14 protein-coding genes and 2 pseudogenes are annotated in these 18,822 nt (G+C 72.8%); 10 read left to right on the top strand and 6 right to left on the bottom strand.

The window, feature by feature from the left end:
* The first annotated feature begins 110 nt into the window (after window positions 1-110).
* From AB0N63_RS24715 to AB0N63_RS24690, 6 genes are read left to right on the top strand one after another with little or no spacing between them, the layout of a single operon-like run.
* Window positions 111-986, top strand: a complete 876-nt coding sequence (locus AB0N63_RS24715) for a sugar phosphate isomerase/epimerase family protein (protein WP_365531540.1) — start codon at window positions 111-113, stop codon at window positions 984-986.
* Window positions 983-1,621 carry an EboA domain-containing protein gene (locus AB0N63_RS24710; protein ID WP_365531538.1) on the top strand — a complete coding sequence of 213 codons (639 nt, stop codon included), beginning with the start codon at window positions 983-985 and terminating at the stop codon, window positions 1,619-1,621. Before AB0N63_RS24715 ends, AB0N63_RS24710 begins: the two co-directional genes overlap by 4 nt.
* On the top strand, window positions 1,621-2,469 hold the full coding sequence (locus AB0N63_RS24705; RefSeq protein ID WP_365531536.1) for a TatD family hydrolase: 849 nt from the start codon (window positions 1,621-1,623) through the stop codon (window positions 2,467-2,469). Before AB0N63_RS24710 ends, AB0N63_RS24705 begins: the two co-directional genes overlap by 1 nt.
* A gap of 3 nt (window positions 2,470-2,472) precedes the next feature.
* Window positions 2,473-3,642: a metabolite traffic protein EboE gene (gene eboE / locus AB0N63_RS24700; protein WP_365531534.1), complete on the top strand. Its 1,170-nt coding sequence runs from the start codon at window positions 2,473-2,475 to the stop codon at window positions 3,640-3,642.
* A complete protein-coding gene (locus AB0N63_RS24695) occupies window positions 3,639-5,054 on the top strand; it encodes a nucleotide pyrophosphatase/phosphodiesterase family protein (RefSeq protein WP_365531532.1) in 1,416 nt (471 codons plus the stop codon). The genes eboE and AB0N63_RS24695 overlap by 4 nt, the downstream gene beginning before the upstream one ends.
* A complete protein-coding gene (locus AB0N63_RS24690; RefSeq protein ID WP_365531530.1) occupies window positions 5,051-6,190 on the top strand; it encodes a sugar phosphate isomerase/epimerase family protein in 1,140 nt (379 codons plus the stop codon). The genes AB0N63_RS24695 and AB0N63_RS24690 overlap by 4 nt, the downstream gene beginning before the upstream one ends.
* 240 nt (window positions 6,191-6,430) lie before the next feature.
* Here AB0N63_RS24690 and AB0N63_RS24685 read toward each other — a convergent pair whose 3' ends face one another.
* Window positions 6,431-7,714, bottom strand: coding sequence for an MFS transporter (locus AB0N63_RS24685; protein WP_365531528.1), 1,284 nt, complete (start codon window positions 7,712-7,714; stop codon window positions 6,431-6,433).
* Window positions 7,715-8,397: 683 nt separating this feature from the next.
* On the opposite strand from AB0N63_RS24685, the gene AB0N63_RS24680 reads away from it, so the two are divergent.
* Complete coding sequence (locus AB0N63_RS24680) at window positions 8,398-9,894, top strand: protein kinase (RefSeq protein ID WP_365531526.1); 1,497 nt, start codon at window positions 8,398-8,400, stop codon at window positions 9,892-9,894.
* Window positions 9,894-10,034, top strand: a complete 141-nt coding sequence (locus AB0N63_RS24675) for a hypothetical protein (RefSeq protein WP_365531524.1) — start codon at window positions 9,894-9,896, stop codon at window positions 10,032-10,034. Before AB0N63_RS24680 ends, AB0N63_RS24675 begins: the two co-directional genes overlap by 1 nt.
* A gap of 284 nt (window positions 10,035-10,318) precedes the next feature.
* Here AB0N63_RS24675 and ppk2 read toward each other — a convergent pair whose 3' ends face one another.
* Window positions 10,319-11,275 carry a polyphosphate kinase 2 gene (ppk2, locus tag AB0N63_RS24670; protein WP_365531522.1) on the bottom strand — a complete coding sequence of 319 codons (957 nt, stop codon included), beginning with the start codon at window positions 11,273-11,275 and terminating at the stop codon, window positions 10,319-10,321.
* Between the two features lie 242 nt (window positions 11,276-11,517).
* Between ppk2 and AB0N63_RS24665 the strand changes: the two are divergent.
* Window positions 11,518-11,763 (top strand): annotated as a pseudogene (locus AB0N63_RS24665) (leucine zipper domain-containing protein); the annotation flags it as partial.
* A 31-nt stretch (window positions 11,764-11,794) separates the two neighbouring features.
* Here the strand turns inward: AB0N63_RS24665 and AB0N63_RS24660 are convergent.
* Window positions 11,795-12,334, bottom strand: coding sequence for a hypothetical protein (locus AB0N63_RS24660; protein ID WP_365531520.1), 540 nt, complete (start codon window positions 12,332-12,334; stop codon window positions 11,795-11,797).
* Between the two features lie 868 nt (window positions 12,335-13,202).
* On the opposite strand from AB0N63_RS24660, the gene AB0N63_RS24655 reads away from it, so the two are divergent.
* Entirely contained in the window at window positions 13,203-14,030 is an 828-nt protein-coding gene (locus AB0N63_RS24655) for an alpha/beta hydrolase (protein ID WP_365531518.1), read from the top strand.
* A 306-nt stretch (window positions 14,031-14,336) separates the two neighbouring features.
* Here the strand turns inward: AB0N63_RS24655 and AB0N63_RS24650 are convergent, their stop codons facing one another.
* The 3 genes and pseudogenes from AB0N63_RS24650 to AB0N63_RS24640 all read right to left on the bottom strand — a co-directional run.
* Window positions 14,337-17,309 (bottom strand): aminotransferase, encoded by a 2,973-nt coding sequence (locus AB0N63_RS24650; RefSeq protein WP_365531516.1) that lies wholly within the window; start codon window positions 17,307-17,309, stop codon window positions 14,337-14,339.
* A 50-nt stretch (window positions 17,310-17,359) separates the two neighbouring features.
* Window positions 17,360-17,800, bottom strand: a complete 441-nt coding sequence (locus tag AB0N63_RS24645) for an Lrp/AsnC family transcriptional regulator (protein ID WP_365531514.1) — start codon at window positions 17,798-17,800, stop codon at window positions 17,360-17,362.
* Window positions 17,801-18,326: 526 nt separating this feature from the next.
* Window positions 18,327-18,509: pseudogene (locus tag AB0N63_RS24640) on the bottom strand (NADP-dependent oxidoreductase); the annotation flags it as partial.
* Between the last annotated feature and the right edge of the window lie 313 nt (window positions 18,510-18,822).

The following is an 18,822-nucleotide window of genomic DNA, read 5'->3' as shown; positions in this document are numbered from 1 at the left end:
CCGGCAGCGACGGCTCCCGGCCGGCAGACCGCCCGCGCGGCCGGAAACCCCCCGGCCGGCCAGGTGCGGGTGCACCGCGTGTGGCCGCCGGTCGGTGAAGGGAGCGTCCGGTGAACCCCCTGCGCTTCGGCTACGGCACCAACGGCCTCGCCGATCTCCGGCTGGACGACGCCTTGGCCCTGCTGGCCGACCTCGGGTACGACGGTGTCGGGCTGACGCTCGACCACATGCACCTCGACCCGCTCGCCCCCGGCCTCGCCGGCCGTACCCGCCGGGTCGCCCGGCGCCTGGCCGGACTGGGGCTCGACGTGGCCGTGGAGACCGGCGCCCGGTACGTCCTCGACCCGCGCCGCAAACACGGCCCCTCGCTGCTGGACCCGGACCCCGAAGCCCGCGCCCGGCGGGTGGACCTGCTGCTGCGGGCGGTACGGGTGGCCGCCGACCTCGGTGCCACGGCCGTGCACTGCTTCAGCGGAGTCGTTCCGCCGGCCGACCCGGGCCCGGCGTGGCAGCGGCTGGCCGCCTCGCTCGCTCCCGTCCTCGACGCCGCCGGGGCCGTCGGCCTCCCCCTGGCCATCGAGCCCGAGCCCGGCCACCTGCTCGCGACGCTCGGCGACTTCCACCACCTGCGCCGCCTCCTCGGCGACCCGCCCGCGCTCGGCCTCACCCTGGACATCGGTCACTGCCAGTGCCTGGAACCGCTGCCGCCCGCCGACTGCGTACGCGCCGCCGCGCCCTGGTTGCGGCACGTCCAGATCGAGGACATGCGGCGGGGCGTGCACGACCATCTGCCGTTCGGGAAGGGCGAGATCGACTTCCCGCCCGTACTCGCGGCGCTGGCCGGCACCGGTTACCGGGGCCTGACGGTCGTGGAGCTGCCCCGCCACTCCCACGCAGGCCCCCAGCACGCCGCCGCCTCCCTGCCGTTCCTCCGCCACGCGGCCACCCACACCCCGGCCGCCGTGCCCGAAGGGAGTACCTCGTGACCCGTTCGACCGCCGCCGCGGCGCCCTCGCCCGACGCGCTGCGCGACCATCTCGACGCACACCTCGACCCGCCCGCGCGCGCCTGGCTGCGAGGAGCACTGGCCGAGGCCGCCGGCCATCCCGGCGGACACGGCCCGATCTCCACGTGGGAGCTGCGACTGGCCGAGGCCGGCCGGCGCTGCGGGAGCCGGCACGCCGACGCCGCCCGCGTCCTGATCCTGCACACGGCCCGCGCCGACCTCACCGCCGTCACCCGCGTCTACCGGCAGGGCACCGCCGCCGAACGCCGGGCCGTGCTGCTCGCCCTGCCCCATCTCGTCCCCGGCCCCGACGCGCTCCCCCTCGTCGAGGACGCCCTGCGCACGAACGACACCCGGCTGCTCGCCGCCGCCGTGGGCCCCTACGGCGCCCGGCACCTCGACGCCCACGGCTGGCGGCAGGCCGTACTGAAGTGCCTGTTCACCAATGTCCCCGTGGAGGCGGTGGCCGGTCTCGCCGAGCGGGCCCGCGGCGACGGCGAACTCACCCGGATGCTCACCGACTTCGCGGCCGAGCGCACCGCCGCCGGCCGCCCCGTCCCCAGCGGCCTGTACCGCGTGCTCGCCCTCGCGGAGTCCGGCAAGGAGGCCCCCTGATGCGACTGTTCGACCCGCACATCCACATGACGTCCCGGACGACGGACGACTACGAGGCCATGCGCGACGCTGGTGTCCGCGCGGTGGTCGAGCCGTCGTTCTGGCTGGGCCAGCCGCGCACCTCCCCCGCCTCCTTCCTGGACTACTTCGACTCGCTGCTCGGCTGGGAGCCGTTCCGCGCCGCCCAGTACGGCATCGCCCACCACTGCACGCTCGCCCTCAACCCCAAGGAGGCCAACGACCCGCGCTGCGCCCCCGTCCTGGACGAGCTGCCGCGCTACCTCGTCAAGGACCAGGTCGTCGCGGTGGGCGAGATCGGGTACGACGCGATGACCCCGGCCGAGGACAAGGCCCTCGCCGCCCAGCTCCAGCTCGCCGCGGACCACGGCCTGCCCGCGCTCGTGCACACCCCGCACCGCGACAAGCTCGCCGGGCTGCGCCGCACGCTCGACGTGGTCCGCGAGTCCGCCCTGCCCGCCGACCGGGTCCTGGTCGACCACCTCAACGAGACGACCGTGCGCGAGGCGAAGGACAGCGGCTGCTGGCTCGGTTTCTCCGTCTACCCCGACACCAAGATGGACGAGCGGCGGATGGTGGCGATCCTGCGCGCGTACGGCCCCGAGAAGGTGCTGGTGAACTCGGCAGCCGACTGGGGCCGCAGCGATCCGCTGAAGACCCGCCGGGTCGCCGACCTGATGCTGGATGAGGGTTTCACCGAGGACGACGTCGACCGGGTGCTGTGGCGCAACCCGGTCGCGTTCTACGGCACGAGCGGCCGGCTGGAGCTGGACGTCGTACCGCCCGAGGCCACCCACGAGGGCAACTCCCTGCTGCGCGGCGGGGAGTGAGCGATGCGCTTCCGCCACCCGGACGGTACGACCGTCCACCTCGCCTACTGCACCAACGTCCACCCCGCGGAGACCCTCGACGGCGTCCTCGCCCAGCTGCGCGACCACTGCGAGCCCGTCCGGCGCCGGCTCGGCCGCGGCCGGCTCGGCATCGGGCTGTGGCTGGCCCATGACGCGGCCCGCGCGGTGGACACCGACCCGGCCGCGCTGCACGCCCTGCGCCGGGAACTCGACCGGCGCGGCCTGGAGGTCGTCACCCTCAACGGGTTCCCGTACGAGGGTTTCGGCGCCGACGAGGTCAAGTACCGGGTGTACCTGCCCGACTGGGCGGACCGCGAGCGTCTGGAGTACACCACCGCGCTCGCCCGGATCCTCGCCCGGCTGCTGCCGGACGACGTCACCGAGGGCAGCGTCTCCACCCTGCCGCTCGGCTGGCGCACCACCTGGACCGCCGACCGCGCCGAAGCGGGCCGGGCGGCGCTGCGCGCCCTCGGGCGGCGCCTGGACTCGCTGGCGGAGCTGACCGGCCGCTCGGTCCGCGTCGGTCTGGAACCGGAGCCGGGCTGCATCGTGGAGACCACCGCGGACGCCCTGGCACCACTCGGCTCGGTCGGCCACCCCCGCGTCGGCGTCTGCGTCGACACCTGCCACCTCGCGACCTCCTTCGAGGACCCGGTGGCCGCGCTGGACGCCCTGGCCGCGTCCCCGGTCCCGGTGGTCAAAGCGCAGTTGTCGGCCGCGCTGCACGCCGAGGACCCCGGCCGGCCGGAGGTGCGTACCGCCCTCGCCGGGTTCGCCGAGCCGCGCTTCCTGCACCAGACCCGCGTGCTCACCGGCGCCGGGGTACGCGGCACCGACGACCTGACCGAGGCCCTGGCCGACGGCCCGCTGCCCACGGACACGCCCTGGCGCGCCCACTTCCACGTACCACTGCACGCGTCCCCCACCGCGCCGCTGACCAGCACGCTCCCCGTGCTCCGCACGGCCCTCGCCCGGCTCGTCGGCGGGCCGCGCCCGCTCACCCGGCACCTGGAGGTCGAGACGTACACCTGGCAGGCGCTCCCGCCCGGCCTGCGCCCGCGCGGCCGGGACCGGCTCGCCGACGGCATCGCCGCAGAACTCGCTCTCGCCCGGGACCTGTTGACCGACCTCGGCCTGAAGGAGCTGCCATGACCGAGCGGCACCCCACCCCGCTCCTCGTCCTCGACGTGGTCGGTCTCACCCCCCGCCTCCTCGCCCACATGCCCCGTCTGAAGGCACTGGCCGCCGCGGGTTCCCAGGCGCACCTCGGCACCGTGCTGCCGGCGGTCACCTGTGCCGCGCAGTCCACCTTCCTCACCGGCACGCTCCCCGCCGAGCACGGCATCGTCGGAAACGGCTGGTACTTCCGGGAGCTGGGCGAGGTCCTGCTGTGGCGTCAGCACAACGGCCTGGTCGCCGGGGACAAGCTGTGGGACGCCGCCCGCCGGGCCCACCCCGGCTACACGGTCGCCAACATCTGCTGGTGGTACGCCATGGGGGCCGACACCGACATCACCGTCACCCCGCGCCCCGTGTACTACGCCGACGGCCGCAAGGAACCCGACTGCTACACCCGGCCCCCGTCCCTGCACGACGAACTCACCGGCCGGTTCGGCACGTTCCCTCTGTTCCGCTTCTGGGGCCCGGGCGCCGACCTGGTGTCCAGCCAGTGGATCGTCGACGCCACCCGGCACGTCCTGCGCACCCGCCAGCCCGACCTGACCCTGTGTTACCTGCCGCACCTCGACTACGACCTCCAGCGCCACGGCCCGGACGACCCGCGCTCCCTGAGGGCCGCCGCCGATCTCGACGCGGCCCTCGCCCCGCTGCTGGACGAGGCGCGTGCGCAGGGCCGCACCGTCGTGGTGCTGTCCGAGTACGGCATCACCCCGGTGAGCCGGCCCGTCGACGTCAACCGCGCTCTGCGCCGCGCCGGCCTGCTGGAGGTCCACACACAGGACGGCATGGAGTACCTGGACCCGATGGCGTCCCGCGCCTTCGCGGTGGCCGACCACCAGATCGCCCACGTGTACGTCCGCCGCGCCGAGGACCTGGCTGCCACCCGCGCGGCCCTCGACGGTCTGCCCGGCATCGAGCAGATCCTGGACGACGAGGGCAAGAAAGCCCACCACCTGGACCATCCGCGCTCGGGCGAACTCGTCGCCGTGGCCGAACCGGACGCCTGGTTCACGTACTACTACTGGCTGGACGACGCCCGCGCGCCCGACTTCGCACGCCTCGTGGAGATCCACCGCAAGCCCGGCTACGACCCGGTCGAGCTGTTCATGGACCCCGAGGACCCCTATGTGAAGGTCAGGGCGGCGACGGCCCTGGCCCGCAAGAAGCTGGGCCTGCGCTACCGCATGGCGGTCGTCCCCCTCGACCCCTCACCGATCCGGGGCAGCCACGGCCGCCTCCCCGCGAGCGACGACGACGGGCCGCTCCTGTTGTGCTCCACCCCCCGCGCCGTCGGCGACCGCATCGCGGCCACCGACGTGAAACCGCTCCTGCTGCACCTCGCCGGTCTCACCACCGACGACCCGTCCGGAAAGAGGCACCCGTGAACATCAGCCAGCACACCGACGAAGACCTGCGCCGCACCCTCGGCATCGGCCGCCGACGCTTCCTGAGCACCTGCACCGCGGTCGCGGCCGGCGCCGTCGCCGCCCCCGTCCTGGGCGCCGCCCCGGTCCAGGCCGCGCCCCGGTCCGCGGCCGGCGGCAAGGGCCGGTCCCTGGTGCCCGAGGACAAGCGCGGCATCATCCTCTACACCGTCCGCGACGCCGTCGGACGCGACCCGCTGTCCACCTCGCTGCCGTCCGGCTTCCGCGCCGTGTTCGAACAGCTGGCCCGCTTCGGCTACCGCCAGGTCGAGTTCGCCGGGTACGGCCAGCACCCGAACGCGCCCGGCGGGGCGAGCCTGGAGTCCGTGAAGGGCGCGCGGCTGCTGCGCCGCTGGCTCGACGACAACGGCCTGCGCGCCCAGGGCAACCACGGGTTCATTCCGGGCTCCTGGCCGCTGACCAGCGGCGACCTGGACACCTTCGAAAAACACCTGGAGATCGCGAACATCCTCGGCATGGCGCACATGGGCACCGGCGCCGATCCCACCAACAGCCGGTACAAGGAGGACTGGGACCTGGCCGCCGACAAGTGGAACGCCCTCGGCGAGATCGCGCGCCGCGCCGGCCTGAAGCTGTACACCCACAACCACGACGCCGCCTACGACTTCCTGCTGGACGGCGGCCCGCTGGACGCCCAGGGAAGGCCGACCCGCAGCTCCGGCATCCGGAAGCTGGAGTACTTCCTCGCGGTCACCGAGCCCAAGCTGGTCTGGCTGGAGATGGACGTCTTCTGGGCGCACGTCGCCCAGTACAAGTTCCGCAGCCACACCGCCCACGACGGCTCCACCCGCACGGACATCTTCGATCCGGCGGGCCTGGTCACCCGCCACGACAAGCGGTACCCGCTCTTCCACGCCAAGGACGGCGTCGTGAACACGACGAACGGCATGGGCTACGACATGGTCCCGTTCGGCACCGGGGTCATCGACTACAGCGCGTTCTTCTCCCGCGTGGGCCATCGCAACTACCACCATCCCATGGTCGAGCAGGACAACGCCCCGAGCACGGCCGACCCGGCCCAGTCCCTGGAACACGCGGCCATCGGCTACCGCAACCTGGCGGCACTGCGCCGCTGACGCCCGTCCGCCCGCACCGGCCGGGGCCCGCGCGAAGGGGTCCCGGCCGGTGCCGGCGCCGCCCGCCCGGACCGGCCGGCGGATCCCGGAGGTGGTGGCAGGTGCTGCGCACTCCGGGCAGCGGGAGCAGGGGCCGGGGATGCGGGCGGTTCTCCAGCAGCGCCTTCAGCGCCTCGCCGCCGGACCAGGCCTGCGTCACGGCATGGGACAACGGGAGAGAACGACCTCGCGATGGCCCGGTCAGGCGGCCTCTTGGCGGGCCGGCGACGTGCCGGCTCGAAGGATCGGGTCGTTGCGCAGGCGTAGGAAGGTGACGAGCAGAGCGAGGGCCTGCAGCACTGCGCACGCCCCGATGAGCCCGTTCAGGCAGGGCGGCGGGGTGAGGGCGAGCAGCACGCCCGCGACGGGGAAGGGCAGCAGCAGGAACAGGACGGTCAGGGACAGGGTCGTGCCGAAAGCCGCAGGTGGGATGACCTGCGAACGAAGGGTGCGCAGGACGACGGTAAGTCCTCCGTCGGCGGCCATGAAGAGGGCCACGAGGGCCACGTAGCCGGGGTAGGAGTGGGCCTGCGGCACGGCGAGACAGGCGGCAGCCGCGACGAACGCGCTGATGACGCCGATCCCCCACAGGCCGAGCCGGTCAAGGCCCGCCCGGCAGCAGGCGACCGCGGCCAGGGTGAGAGCAGCGGCGATGGACCAGAGCGCGCCGGCGGCGGCCGGGGAGTGGCCGAAGCGGTCCTCCACGAGGACGGGGCTGGCCGATTGCAGCAGTCCGAGCATGAGGTTGGAGCAGGCCAGTCCGGCCACCAGCCGCCGCAGGGACGGCAGCAGGCGCAGGGTCTGCCACCCTCCCCGCAGGCCGCCGCCCGGTGCCGGTCCACCGTGGCGTACGGCACGCAGAGGGGTGGGCGGGGTCTGCAGCGCGAGTGCGGCGGACAGGAAGGACAGCACGCTCAGGCACGCCAGCATGAGAGTCGGGCCGGTGAGCAGCAGAACGCCGCCCAGAGCCGGGCCGATGACGGTAGCTGTCTGATCTATGCCGACCAGCACCGACTGCACCTTGTGGGCCTGCCCGTCGGTGCGGCGGCTGACGACGGCGCCGACCGCCTCGTTGGCGATGAAGCTGAACTGCGTCAGCGCCCCCGTCACAGCGGCCAGTGCCATGACGGTGACGGTCTCGACCGTACCCGGCGGCAGTGCGATCAGCGCGGCAGCGGCGCCCGCCACCAACAAGGCGCGGGCGAGCGAGGCGAGGAAGGACACGATCGCCGCGCCACTACGGTCCACCAGGGCGCCCGCGAAGCCGAACGCGGCCACCCGAGGTATCCACTCCAGTGCGAAGGCCAGGCCGGTCAGGGACGCGGAGCCGGTGGTGGCCAGCACGACGAGAGGCATGGCGTAGGTCGACATGGAGTAGGCGAGGCCGTCGAAGGCGCGTGGTGCGTAGATCTGCCGGAACAGGCTGCCCGGGGGGACGGCAGCGTGCCGGCCGGCCGACTGGGCCTCTTGCAAGGAGACGGTCAAGACGTGGGGGGCTTTCACTTGGCGGGCGTGGACGGACAGCTGGGGCGTAGGCCGCTGCTCACGCTGAGGAGAACGTCACGGTCTCCCAGAACCATGAGCACGGCATAACGGTGCGCTGCGAGGCCAACACGGGCGGGTCCGCCACCGGAGGCGTGAACGAGCCCGCACCTGTCTTGGCATCGCCCGCGTAACTTCCTTGGAATGCGAGCGGCGTGATCCGCCAGGAGTCACTCTGTCCAGCGCGTTCCAGGTCCTGTGCGTTACGGATGGCGGCGCACCTTCACAAGATCACCACCGAACCGGAATCCTCTCCCTCACTCGTGGTCCCGCCCTGGGCGCCCAAGCCGGCCGAGGGGACGGCCGAAGCTGCCGGATTCCCCCGTCTGCCGGCTTCCCGAAGCTGCCGGACTCCCGCCCGTCGGGCTCTGCGTGGACGGCCCCGGTTCATGCCGGCGGTCTCACCCGAGCGAGGGGAGCCGGGCCCGCCAGCCGTCCCCTTGATCGGCCCGGTGAACTGCCACTCCCGCGCACCCGGTTCGACGTGACCGCGCGCAGCAACCGACAGGCCCGGCCCCAGCCCGAGCGCCGACTTCGTCCGGATACCCGACACGGGCGGGGGTACCCGCCCTCGCAGCACGGCCCATGGTCGAGTCCGGTACGCGGTGACAGCAACGGAGAATCACGTGAAGGCCCGCCAATCAGCAGTCCCGTCCGCGCCCGTCTCGCTTCCAGCGGATGAGCGGTCCGCCCGAGTCCTGTCCGACCGCTACCGGCTGGGTACGAGGATCGGATCGGGAGGCATGGCCGATGTCTACGAGGGCGTCGACACTCGCCTTCGACGGCCCGTGGCCGTCAAGGTCTTCCGGCCCGGCCCCGACCCGCAGATCGAGGACCGTCTCACCGCGGAAGCCGTCCTCCTCGCCCGGCTGCAGCATCCCGGCCTGGTCACTGTCTACGACGCCGGCCGCGACGACGACCGCACCTACCTTGTGATGCAGCTGATCAAGGGCCCGACGCTGCGCGGCCTCCTGGTGGGTGGTGCACTGCCCGAGCGGCGTGTGGTGCACGTGGGCGCCGCTCTCGCGCGGGCGCTGGCCTACGTCCACCGGGCCGGCGTCGTGCACCGCGACGTCAAACCGTCGAACGTCCTGCTCGATGCGGCCGGTGATCCCCACCTGGCCGATTTCGGCATCGCCCGCCTGGCCGACGCGACCCGCCACACGGCACCCGACGTCCTGATAGGCACCGCCGCGTACCTGGCGCCGGAGCAGGTCGCGGGCAAGCGGGTCGGACCAGCTGTGGACGTCTACGCGCTCGGCCTGGTCCTGCTGGAGGGCCTGAAGGGCCAACTGGAGTACGAAGGCAGTCCGTTGGAGGCGGCGATCGCCCGCCTCCACCGCCCGCCCGAGATCCCTGCCTGGCTCCCCTCGGACCTCGCGACCCTGCTGCGGTCGATGACCGCCCAGGACCCCGAGGCCCGCCCGGACGCCGAGAGCTGCGCCGACATCCTCGCCTCCCGTCACGAGCGGGCCGCAGCGCGTCCGTCGCCGCTTCCGGCTTCCTCCGAGTCCTTCCTTCCGGCACCCCGGGCTGCTCGTCGCGACGCGGACGAGCACGTACGGACGGAGGAGGTGGCGGTCACCCGGCCACACCTTGCGGGCGGCCCCCGCCACAGCCGTCGCCGGGCCGTGGGGACCGCGATCGCCGCACTTTCCGTGGCCCTCGGCACGACCCTCACCGTCGCCACGGCCACCAGCGGAAGCGATCGCGCCGGGACCGCTTCGCCCGCCGTGCCCCCCGCGCACCAGCCCTCCCGCACGGTGAGTCCTGAAAGCGGGTCCGGTGCTCTCCCACCGGCCGGATCGCGACACACCCGGCCCACCTCCCCGACCATCGACACGTCAGGTCCGGCCGGTGCGGCGACCGGTTTCCACGCCGAGCCCGCCGTCAGGACATTCGCCGCCTCCGGCCCGGCGGCCACGCCGACCGGATCTCACGCCAAGTCCTCCTCCAAGGGTGCGGGCTCATCCCACGGCGCGGCATCAGGCAAACCCGCGCAACACGGCCCCCGGGACGCGGACGGCCACACCCGCCACGCCGGACACGGTGGCCCGAAGCCGAAGCCGCCCACGAAGACCGGCAAGTCCCTCCGTCACCCGACGCCGAAGGGCCACGGCTGATGCCCAGCGGGCCGGACCCGACACCCGGCCCAGCCCGGCTCCGGGCACCCGCCCTCCCGCCTGCGCCCAAGCCCATGGTGAGCGTCGTGGTCGTCCTGCTGGACGGCACGCTCGCCGGGCGCCTCCGGGTCGGCGACTGACGCGCGGGCTGCTCCCGGCCGGCTCCGGCACCGGGGACGGCCGCCCGTCATGTGCCCGGCGGGGTGGGACGTGGGGCGATGTCGCCGGTACTGCCGGCGCCGAGGCTGAGGACCACCAGCCCCGTCCGGCGCCGAGCGTTCGAACCGAGCAACTCCGGATCGTGCGGGCGCTGGGAGCCCCAGGCGCGCACCCGGAGGACAGCTCCCACTGGTACCGGTCGGTGATCGCCCGCCGGCGCGGCTGACGGCACGGGCCGGAGGACGGGCTCTGGACGGGTGAGGGATCAGTCGCTGCCGGGGTGCTTGCCGGGGACGCCGAGGCCGGGCGAGAGCGGCGTGGGCGAGAGCGTGGTGTCCTCCTCACCGGGTTCCAGCAGGGTGTCGGCGGCGCCGACGATGAGCGGGTCGGGTGTGCCCACCACCTCGTGGTCCTTGCTCGCGTAGTCGATGCGCGACAGCAGGCTCCGCATGGTCTCCAGTCGGGCTCGCCGCTTGTCGTTGCTCTTGACGACGGTCCAGGGGGCGTGGGAGGTGTCCGTGGCACGGAACATGCGGACCTTCGCCTCGGTGTAGGCGTCCCACAGGTCCAGGGACGCGAGGTCGGTGGGCGAGAGCTTCCACTGCCGCACCGGGTCGACCTGCCGGATCGCGAAGCGTGTGCGCTGCTCGGAACGGGACACCGAGAACCAGAACTTCACCAGCACGATGCCGCTGTCGACCAGCATCCGCTCGAAGGTCGGGCACTGGTCGAGGAACAGCTCGTACTCCTCCTGGGAGCAGAAGCCCATCACGCGCTCCACGCCGGCCCGGTTGTACCAGGAGCGGTCGAAGAACACGATCTCCCCGGCCGTCGGCAGCTGCGCGACGTACCGCTGGAAGTACCACTGGCCCGCTTCGCGTTCGGTGGGTTTGTCCAGGGCGACCACGCGTGCGCCGCGCGGGTTGAGCCGCTCGGTGAGCCGTTGGATCGTGCCGCCCTTGCCCGCCGCGTCACGGCCCTCGCACACGACGACGACGCGCGTGCCGGTGTCCTTGACCCAGCGCTGGAGCTTGAGCAGCTCGATCTGCAGCACGCGCTTGGCGCGCTCGTAGTCGCGGCGTCCCACCTTGCGGTCGTAGGGGTGGTTCTCCCGCCACGTCCGGATGGGGCGTCCCTCCGCGTCCAGCACGATCGGCCGCTCTCGCCGACTGGCGTCCACGGTCAGGCCGTCGAGCAGCTTCCCGGCGTCGTCCGCGTTCATCAAATGGCATTCCGTTCGGCTCTCGCGGTCGGTCACAGAACACACGAGTGCCCCGTCCGGCCGCGTCCATGGGTGGCGCCGCGCTGGACGACGCCGACCGCGCGAGAGTGGTCACCGGCCGAGGGCTATGGGTGTGTTGTCCCGGGATGTTGGTGACACGCCGGCTGGGTGCTCGAACAGGTGAGGGCCTTCCGGGTTCGGTGTGGATTGCGACATCCGCACGCCGACCGCAGGAGGGCCTCCTGTCCCACCGCAACACCCTGCTGACCCCGACCGGCAGGCTGCGTCCGGCCCGGTGTGTCGTGGACGACGGCTGGCCGCCGCGGCGGGCCGCGGAACGCTTCCCGGTCAGCCACACCACCGCCGAACGCTGGGCCGGCCGCTACCGGCAGCTTGGGCCCGAGGGCATGCACGACCGCTCCAGCCGCCCGCACCACCAACCCCGCCGCACCCCGCCCGCCGTCGAGACGCAGGTCGTAGGGCTGCGGCGCGAGCACCGTATCTGTCGGCCGGTGCACATCACTCGATGCCCAGGGGTGCGATCCCCAGGTCCTCACGCATGAGGCGGCGCATCTGCGCCATGGCCCCGCGCCGCCGCTCTATCAGGGGCGCGTCGCCGGCGGAGCCGACAGCCACTCCACGGGCATAGGCGTCGCGGATCGCGCGCAGGCAGTGGAACGCCTCGTTTCCCGCCACCACGACCTGCGGGGCACCCGCGAGCCAGAGGCGTTCGCTCGCGGTGTGGACGCCGGTCCCGCGGACGGCTTCACGCACCGCCGCGTCACGTGCCGACTCGGACTTGTGGTCGCCGAGGGCGACGGCCCGTATCTCCTCACCCGCGGCTTTGAGAGCGGACGGCGCACACCCGTGCAGCCCCTCTCGCGCGAGAAGTTCTTCGCGCGGGCGGCCGGGGTGACGGACTTCGGCACCGGGCCCGGGCTCGTCTCGCACCAGGAGGACCTCGCCGTCTATCCCGTGGCGCGGGCCCGCAGCCACGGCGGCTGGCTCGACGTGGATGGACGCGCCGGTCTCGTGGTACGCGGCGCGGACCGGGACCATCCCGTCTCCGTCTACGACGACGCGCTCGTCCTCAGTGACGGCCCCGCCGCCCCGGTCGTGATCGAGGGGTATCCCGCTGCCTCTCCCGACCGGTTGCGGGCGCTGGCGGCGCGGAAGGCGCCGTGGGCCGAGCACGCCCGGGTGCGGGCGGCGTACGTGGAGGAGCACCTGAGTCTCTTCAATCTCTCCGACGAGGAGGTCCGCACCCGTGTCTCGGTGCCGCAGGACGGCGCCGAGCGGTACGTCTTCGCGGGGACGCAGACCGTGACCGGGGACGGGATCGCCCGGGGCGCGGCCGCACCCGCGCACTGCGCGTCCGCGCGACGGCCCGCTACGTCGTGCGTGACGACCGGATGCAGGGAACCCACGTCCTGGAGCAGTCCGCCGGGCGAGGCGGAGGCGAGGCGTGCCGGACGCTCCCGCATTGCGGGACGGGAGGCGCACCCGGATAGTGAAAGAGGCCGCGACGCGACTCGTGCGCGGGCACGCTTCCATACCTGCCTGCCACCAGGTCGATGTGCGGCCGTGGCAGTCGCCGGGCAGTCGACCGGCCATCACAGCACTGCTCATCCGTTTCCGAAGCGGGCCCGGCCACCACGGCTCTCGCGCCCTCAGCCAGACAGTCCGCTTGCCCCACCGTGGAGGAGCCCCGTGGCCGACTCCGTGTCCACTACGAACACCGGTGTTCCAGTGGCGAGTGACCGGTACTCGTTCACGGTCGGTGGACGACGCCCAGTCCGGTACGGGAAGAACATCGAGGCGACCGCTGGCGGCCGCGTCGCCGACGCCTTCGCCTGAACCCGTACCGCCCCTACCGGCCCGCTCGCCGCCGAAGGCACCCCGAACCCATCGCCGAAAGGACCCGACCATGCCGGTGTGTACCACCCGCGACGGAATCGACATCTTCTACAAGGACTGGGGCCAGGGCCGCCCGGTCGTGTTCATCCACGGCTGGCCGCTCAACGGTGACGCCTGGCAGGACCAGCTCAAGGCCGTAGCCGACGCCGGCTTCCGCGGCATCGCCCACGACCGCCGCGGCCACGGACGCTCCGCACCCGTCTGGGACGGCTACGACTTCGACACCTTCGCCGACGACCTCAACGACCTGATCAACCACCTCGACCTGACCGACGTCACGCTGGTCGCGCATTCCATGGGCGGCGGCGAACTCGCCCGCTACATCGGCCGGCACGGCACCGGACGGCTGCAGTCGGCCGTGCTGCTCTCCGCTGTCCCGCCGATCATGGCCAAGTCCGACGACAATCCCGAAGGCGTACCGGACGAGGTGTTCGAGCAGATCAGGAACGGCATCCTCAACGAGCGCTCGCAGTTCTGGAAGGACACCGCGGAGGGCTTCTTCTCCGCCAACCGGTCCGGCAACAGGGTCACTCAGGGCAACAAGGACGCATTCTGGTACATGGCGATGGCCCAGACCATCGAGGGCGGCGTGCGCTGCGTGGACGCCTTCGCCTACACGGACTTCACCGACGACCTCAAGAAGTTCGACATCCCCACTCTCGTCGTCCACGGAGACGACGACCAGGTCGTCCCCATCGACGCCACCGGCCGCAAGTCCGCCGAGATCATCGCCGACGCCGAACTCAGGGTCTACGCGGGCGGCTCCCACGGCATCGCCATGGTTCCCGGCGACAAGGAGCGCTTCAACCAGGACCTGATCGAGTTCCTGCGCCGCTGACCGGCACAGTCCCGGCCGCGTGTCCGGCCCCCCTCCCTGGAGCGCCGGACACGCGCGTCACCTGCCGCCCCGTGCGGGGCAGGTCCAGACCCCTGACGCAGTCGAGGCGGTCGGTGACGCCGCACAGGCCGCCGCCCGGGAAGTGGCGGCAACGCCCCGAGCCGCTCCTCGATCACCCGCTGGGCAATCGAGGCGGCATGTGTCATGCCCGCGTCGCGGCGGTGGAGCGGCGCGAGCAGGAGCGGCAGCGCGCCGATGTCGGCGCCGGAGGCAAGGGCCGCGGCGAGCCTCCGCCCGCGCGGGGTGTCACCCGATGTGGCCGTGGCCGAGCTGGGTGAGGGCCGTGTCGAGCGCGTCGGCGAAGAAATCCGCGGCGGTGCAGTCGATGCACAGCGGCGGCTTGATCTTCAGGACGTTGAGATGGTCGCCGGTGGGCTGGACGATGACGCCCAGGTCCAGCATGCGGTCGCACAGTTCGGCGGTCTCTTCGGTGGCGGGCTCCAGGGTGGTGCGGTCCCGGACGAGTTCCAGGCCGAGGTAGAGGCCCGAGCCGTGGACGGCGCCGATGATGCCGTGGCGGTCGGCCAGCGCCTCGAGCCGGCGTTTCAGACGGCCGCCGACGCGGACCGCGTTGCCCTGGAGGTCCTCGTCGCGCAGGATGTCCAGGACGGTGAGGCCGACGACGCTGGAGACCGGGCTGCCGCCGGTCGAGGAGAAGAAGTAGCCCTGCTCGCGATAGCGATCGGCGATCTCCTTGGAGGTGATGACGGCCCCGAGGGGGTGTCCGTTGCCCATGGCCTTGGCCACGCAGACGATGTCGGGCACGACCCCTTGCTGCTCGAAGCCCCAGAACCAGTGCCCCAGGCGACCGTAGCCGACCTGCACCTCGTCGGCGACAGCGAGGCCGCCGTGGCGGCGCACCGCCGCGTACACCTCGGTGAGGTAGCCGTCCGGGAGGGCGACGCCCCCGGCGTTGCCGTAGTAGGTCTCGCCGATGAACGCTCCTGCCGGGCGGCCGGAGGCGGCCAGTTCGTCGATCACCGCGGCGGCCTCGGGCCCGTAGCGCACGGAGTCGGCCCCCCTGTGCCGGCCCCGGTAGGAGTTGGGCGAGTCCACGGTGTGGACCCAACCCGGGCGGGTCTTCAGGGCGTTCGGGTTGTCCTGGAGCGAGGTGGAAACGGCGTCGGAGGCGTATGTCCAGCCGTGGTACGCCTCGCGCAGTGCGACGACGTCGTGCCGGCCGGAGGCGCCGATGGCCAGCCGGAGACCCAGGTCCACCGCCTCGGAACCGGAGTTGACGAGGAACACCGTGTCCAGGGGCTCGGGAAGCAGTTGGGCGAGGCGTTCGGTGAACTCCACCACGGAGGAGTAATGGAACCGCGAGTTGGTGTTGAGCCGCCGCAGCTGCCGGGAGACCGCCTGCTCGACCCGGGGATGGGCGTGCCCCAGCGCGGTGACGTTGTTGACGACGTCCAGGTACGCGCGGCCCTCGGTGGACAGCAGATGGTGGTACCAGCCTCGTTCTATGCGGGGCGGGTCGGCGTAGTAGTGCCCTTGCACGGTGGCGAACGCGGCGGCGCGCCGGTCGAGCAGGTCACCGTCGCGCGGACGGTCGGACTCGGCCGGAAGACCGATGAGGGGGGCGGGATCGGCGGTGAGCGCGAGCCAGCCGGCGGCGTACTCGGGCCGGACCAGGCACGGGACGGCAGGACCGTCGGCTTCGCGCAGAGCGACGTGGACCATGGCGCCGGAACCGAGGTGGGCGATGTCCTCACCCGCCTGCACCGTCGCACCGGCGTCCACCACGGGCCGGCCCTCCCGGGCGAAGGACAGGGACAGCACCTGCGCACCGTACGTGAGTTCCATCCGGTCCGGCGCCGCGGTGAGGACCTGGCCCGCGGCGGGCGCCTGGACCACGGTGTCCCGGCCGGGCCAGAGATCGATTCCGGTGGGCACCGTGGCGGTCGACGCCATCGACAGCACCTGCGTCCGAGTGAGCCGCGCACGGGCGTACCTGGTGGCCACGGCGGCCGCGCCGCCCGCGAGCGCGGAGGCCGCCAGCCGGTCCTCGGTACCGGCGTCCGCCCAGGACCCGTGGTCCATGCCGTCGGCGTCGGCAGACAGGTCGAGGACGGTGATGTCGTCGGCTGCGAGACCTCGCAGGAGAGGACGCACCGGGGTGTCGGCCTGCGCGGTGGCAGGCACGTCGGCCATGCCGGTCGCGTCCCTGACCAAACCGGTCATCACCGGCAGGGGCAACCGGGTGGCCTGTTCGAACATGCGCCATTCCCGGTCGAGTGCGGCCTCGGCGTAGGCGTTGTCCTCGTCGACGGCGGTCTGCTGCCGCCCGCTGACCACCAGGACGGCGGCGCGCAGGATCACCAGCGGCCACAACGCGTCCGTCTCCTCCCGGGAGAGCGGCCGTACGGCGTGGAAGGCGCGGACGGCCGGCAGCAGGTGGTGCGGCTCGATCCCGTCATGGTGGAGCAGTGAGGACAGTGCCACGGCGAGTTCGCCCACCGCCCAACTCACCACCACGTCACCGAAGTCGATGACCCCGTCCGGAACGGGCGGACGGGCCTCGGGACGGCGGATCAGATTGTCGTCGGTGAGGTCCAGATGCACCGCCTGCGACGGCAGCGCGGCGGCGACCTTCTGGACGTGTGCCCAAGCCTCGGCGGTCGCGTCACGAAGGGCGGCACGCCGGTCGGGCTCGTCGATGTGCCCGGCGAGCTTGGCGACGACGCGGTCGGCGTGCTGCGGGTCCCACTGGAGCACGCGGTCGAGGCCCGGGTGCCGGAAGCCGCGCAGGGCGGTGCTGACCTCCGCGACGATCGTGCCCATGGCCGCCACCGTGGTCGGTGGCAGATGCCGAGGTCCTGAGAGCGTGCCTCCGGGCAGGTAGCGCAGCAGGCGCGCGACGGCCGGACCGTGCTCGGTGTCCACCGTCGTGCGCCGCGGGGAGCCGTCGGGGTGGCGCAGGACGGTGGCGATACGGAGTTCCGGGCGGGCGGCGGCGATCAGCTCCGCCGCCTCGTCCTGGGCGTCGATCTCCATGACGCCGAAGGCGGGGTTGGCGATCTTCAGAACCGCCTCGGGCGTCCCGTCGACGCCGTGGAGCAGGAAGTTGGCGTCCTGCTGGCTGCCCAGCGCTTGTGCACGAGCCGTGATGCCGAGGTGTTCGGCAGCGATGCGCTCCGCCTCCGCCGGTGCCACGCGGGGGGCGGGAAGGGCGTCCTCGGTGAAGAAGTCGATCGTGCGGTACTCGTCGTGCGGCATGCGGGGTCCTCGGCTGGTGCGGGCAGACAGGGCTGGAACGCTCGGACGTCTCAGTCGACGTGCCACAGGAAGCGGTGCGTGTGGATCCCGAAGTAGGGGAAACTCTCCACCGACGTGACCCCCTCGACGGGCCGGACGACGTCGTTGATGAAGTCCAGCAGGACCCGGGGCTGACCGCACACCACTTCCACGAACAGGTCGAAGCCGCCGGCCGTCAGGACCGTGTACACGACTTCGTCGTGCCGGGACAGCTCGTCGGCGACCGCCCGGGGATCGCCGTCGACGCGCAGGCCGAGTAGGGCCATCGCCTGCTGTCCCATGGTCATCGGGTCGGTCACTCCGACGACCTGGACCGCCTTGGTGTCGATCAGCCGCTGCAGTCGGAGCCTCGCGGCCGACGGCGACAACCCGACCCTGGGCCCCAGATCGGCGTACGGGATCCGGCCGTCGACCTGTAGCTCCCGCAGGATGGCCCGGTCGATGTCGTCCATGAAGCACCTCTCCGGCCTGGACAAATCGCGAGTGTCGCACTTGTTTCAAGCACGATGCCCGATCGGCGCGCGTGATTCAAGCGTCAGTGCGCTCGAATCGAGCGAATGACGGGCGCACGAGTCCTCATGAGCGCTTGAGGGTTCTGACCGTCCCGGCGGGCGCCGGCGCTTCGCGGCGGGTGTCGTTCCCGAGGTGGGGGCGTCAGCGTCCGGCGCCGTCGTCATGCCGCGGAACAGCACCACGCGACATGGCGCCGGGTGACGGCGCCGCCGCCGAGCGGCATGGGCAGCGTCCCGGGGACTTCCTCGGTGATGCGCCGAGCCGGACGTACCTGCCGCCGGGGCAGTCCACCGGGCGGTGGCGGCCACCGCCCCCGCCGGTGGCGAACCGTCCGCTCGGAGCCCCCGGGATCGGTTCCGCAAACGCGCCGCCCTCAGTCGTCGCAGACGCGGACGACGGTCCGGCCCGCACCCCTCGGCCGTCGGCCGAAGGCGGTCACGGCCTCGGCGAGCGGCAGCACCGAGCCGCGCCCAGAGCGAGTACGGCGCTCCGGTCGGCCGTTCGCCCGGTGCCGATGACGCGGGCCCCCGCCTCTCGCGCGAACTGCACGGCGATCGACCCGACGGCGCCAGCGGCGCCGTGGACGAGGACGCTCTGGCCGGCGTCGACGCACGCGTGATCGAACAGTCCCTGCCAGGCGGTCAGGCCCGCCTGGACGCCGCCGGCTGGTCGGCCGGTCCCCTTCCTGGTCCGGGACGGCGACGCCGCGTCCACGTCACGCCGCCCTTCGCGTCGACCTGCGCGAAGGTGTTGACTCCTTTGCCGGCGGCCGACCTCAGGGTCTCGACCGGCAGCTGACGGAGCGGCGCGCGCCCGGCGCCTCAGGAGTGAACCGCGGCGTCCAGTGTCGCCCGGGTCTCGACCAAGGCGTCGACCCCGGTGATCTCGCAGAGCCGCCGAAGCTGCTGTGGCGGCGACACCACGCGCAGGGTGGTCGCCTGGTGGGCCTGGATCAGCACGT

The sequence above is a fragment of the Streptomyces sp. NPDC093260 genome (genome assembly GCF_040683715.1).
Classification (GTDB): Bacteria; Actinomycetota; Actinomycetes; order Streptomycetales; family Streptomycetaceae; genus Streptomyces; species Streptomyces sennicomposti.
Note: the sequence above shows the minus strand (reverse complement) of the source record. Positions and strands in the feature narration are given on the sequence as shown.

Excerpts from the sequence above, each read along its gene's own strand:
- ppk2 (WP_365531522.1), bottom strand. The coding sequence starts at position 11,275 with ATGAACGCGGACGACGCCGGGAAGCTGCTCGACGGCCTGACCGTGGAC.
- AB0N63_RS24650 (WP_365531516.1), bottom strand. The coding sequence starts at position 17,309 with ATGCCGCACGACGAGTACCGCACGATCGACTTCTTCACCGAGGACGCC.
- AB0N63_RS24675 (WP_365531524.1), top strand. The coding sequence starts at position 9,894 with ATGCCCAGCGGGCCGGACCCGACACCCGGCCCAGCCCGGCTCCGGGCA.
- AB0N63_RS24645 (WP_365531514.1), bottom strand. The coding sequence starts at position 17,800 with ATGGACGACATCGACCGGGCCATCCTGCGGGAGCTACAGGTCGACGGC.
- AB0N63_RS24705 (WP_365531536.1), top strand. The coding sequence starts at position 1,621 with ATGCGACTGTTCGACCCGCACATCCACATGACGTCCCGGACGACGGAC.
- AB0N63_RS24695 (WP_365531532.1), top strand. The coding sequence starts at position 3,639 with ATGACCGAGCGGCACCCCACCCCGCTCCTCGTCCTCGACGTGGTCGGT.
- AB0N63_RS24660 (WP_365531520.1), bottom strand. The coding sequence starts at position 12,334 with ATGGTCCCGGTCCGCGCCGCGTACCACGAGACCGGCGCGTCCATCCAC.
- eboE (WP_365531534.1), top strand. The coding sequence starts at position 2,473 with ATGCGCTTCCGCCACCCGGACGGTACGACCGTCCACCTCGCCTACTGC.
- AB0N63_RS24655 (WP_365531518.1), top strand. The coding sequence starts at position 13,203 with ATGCCGGTGTGTACCACCCGCGACGGAATCGACATCTTCTACAAGGAC.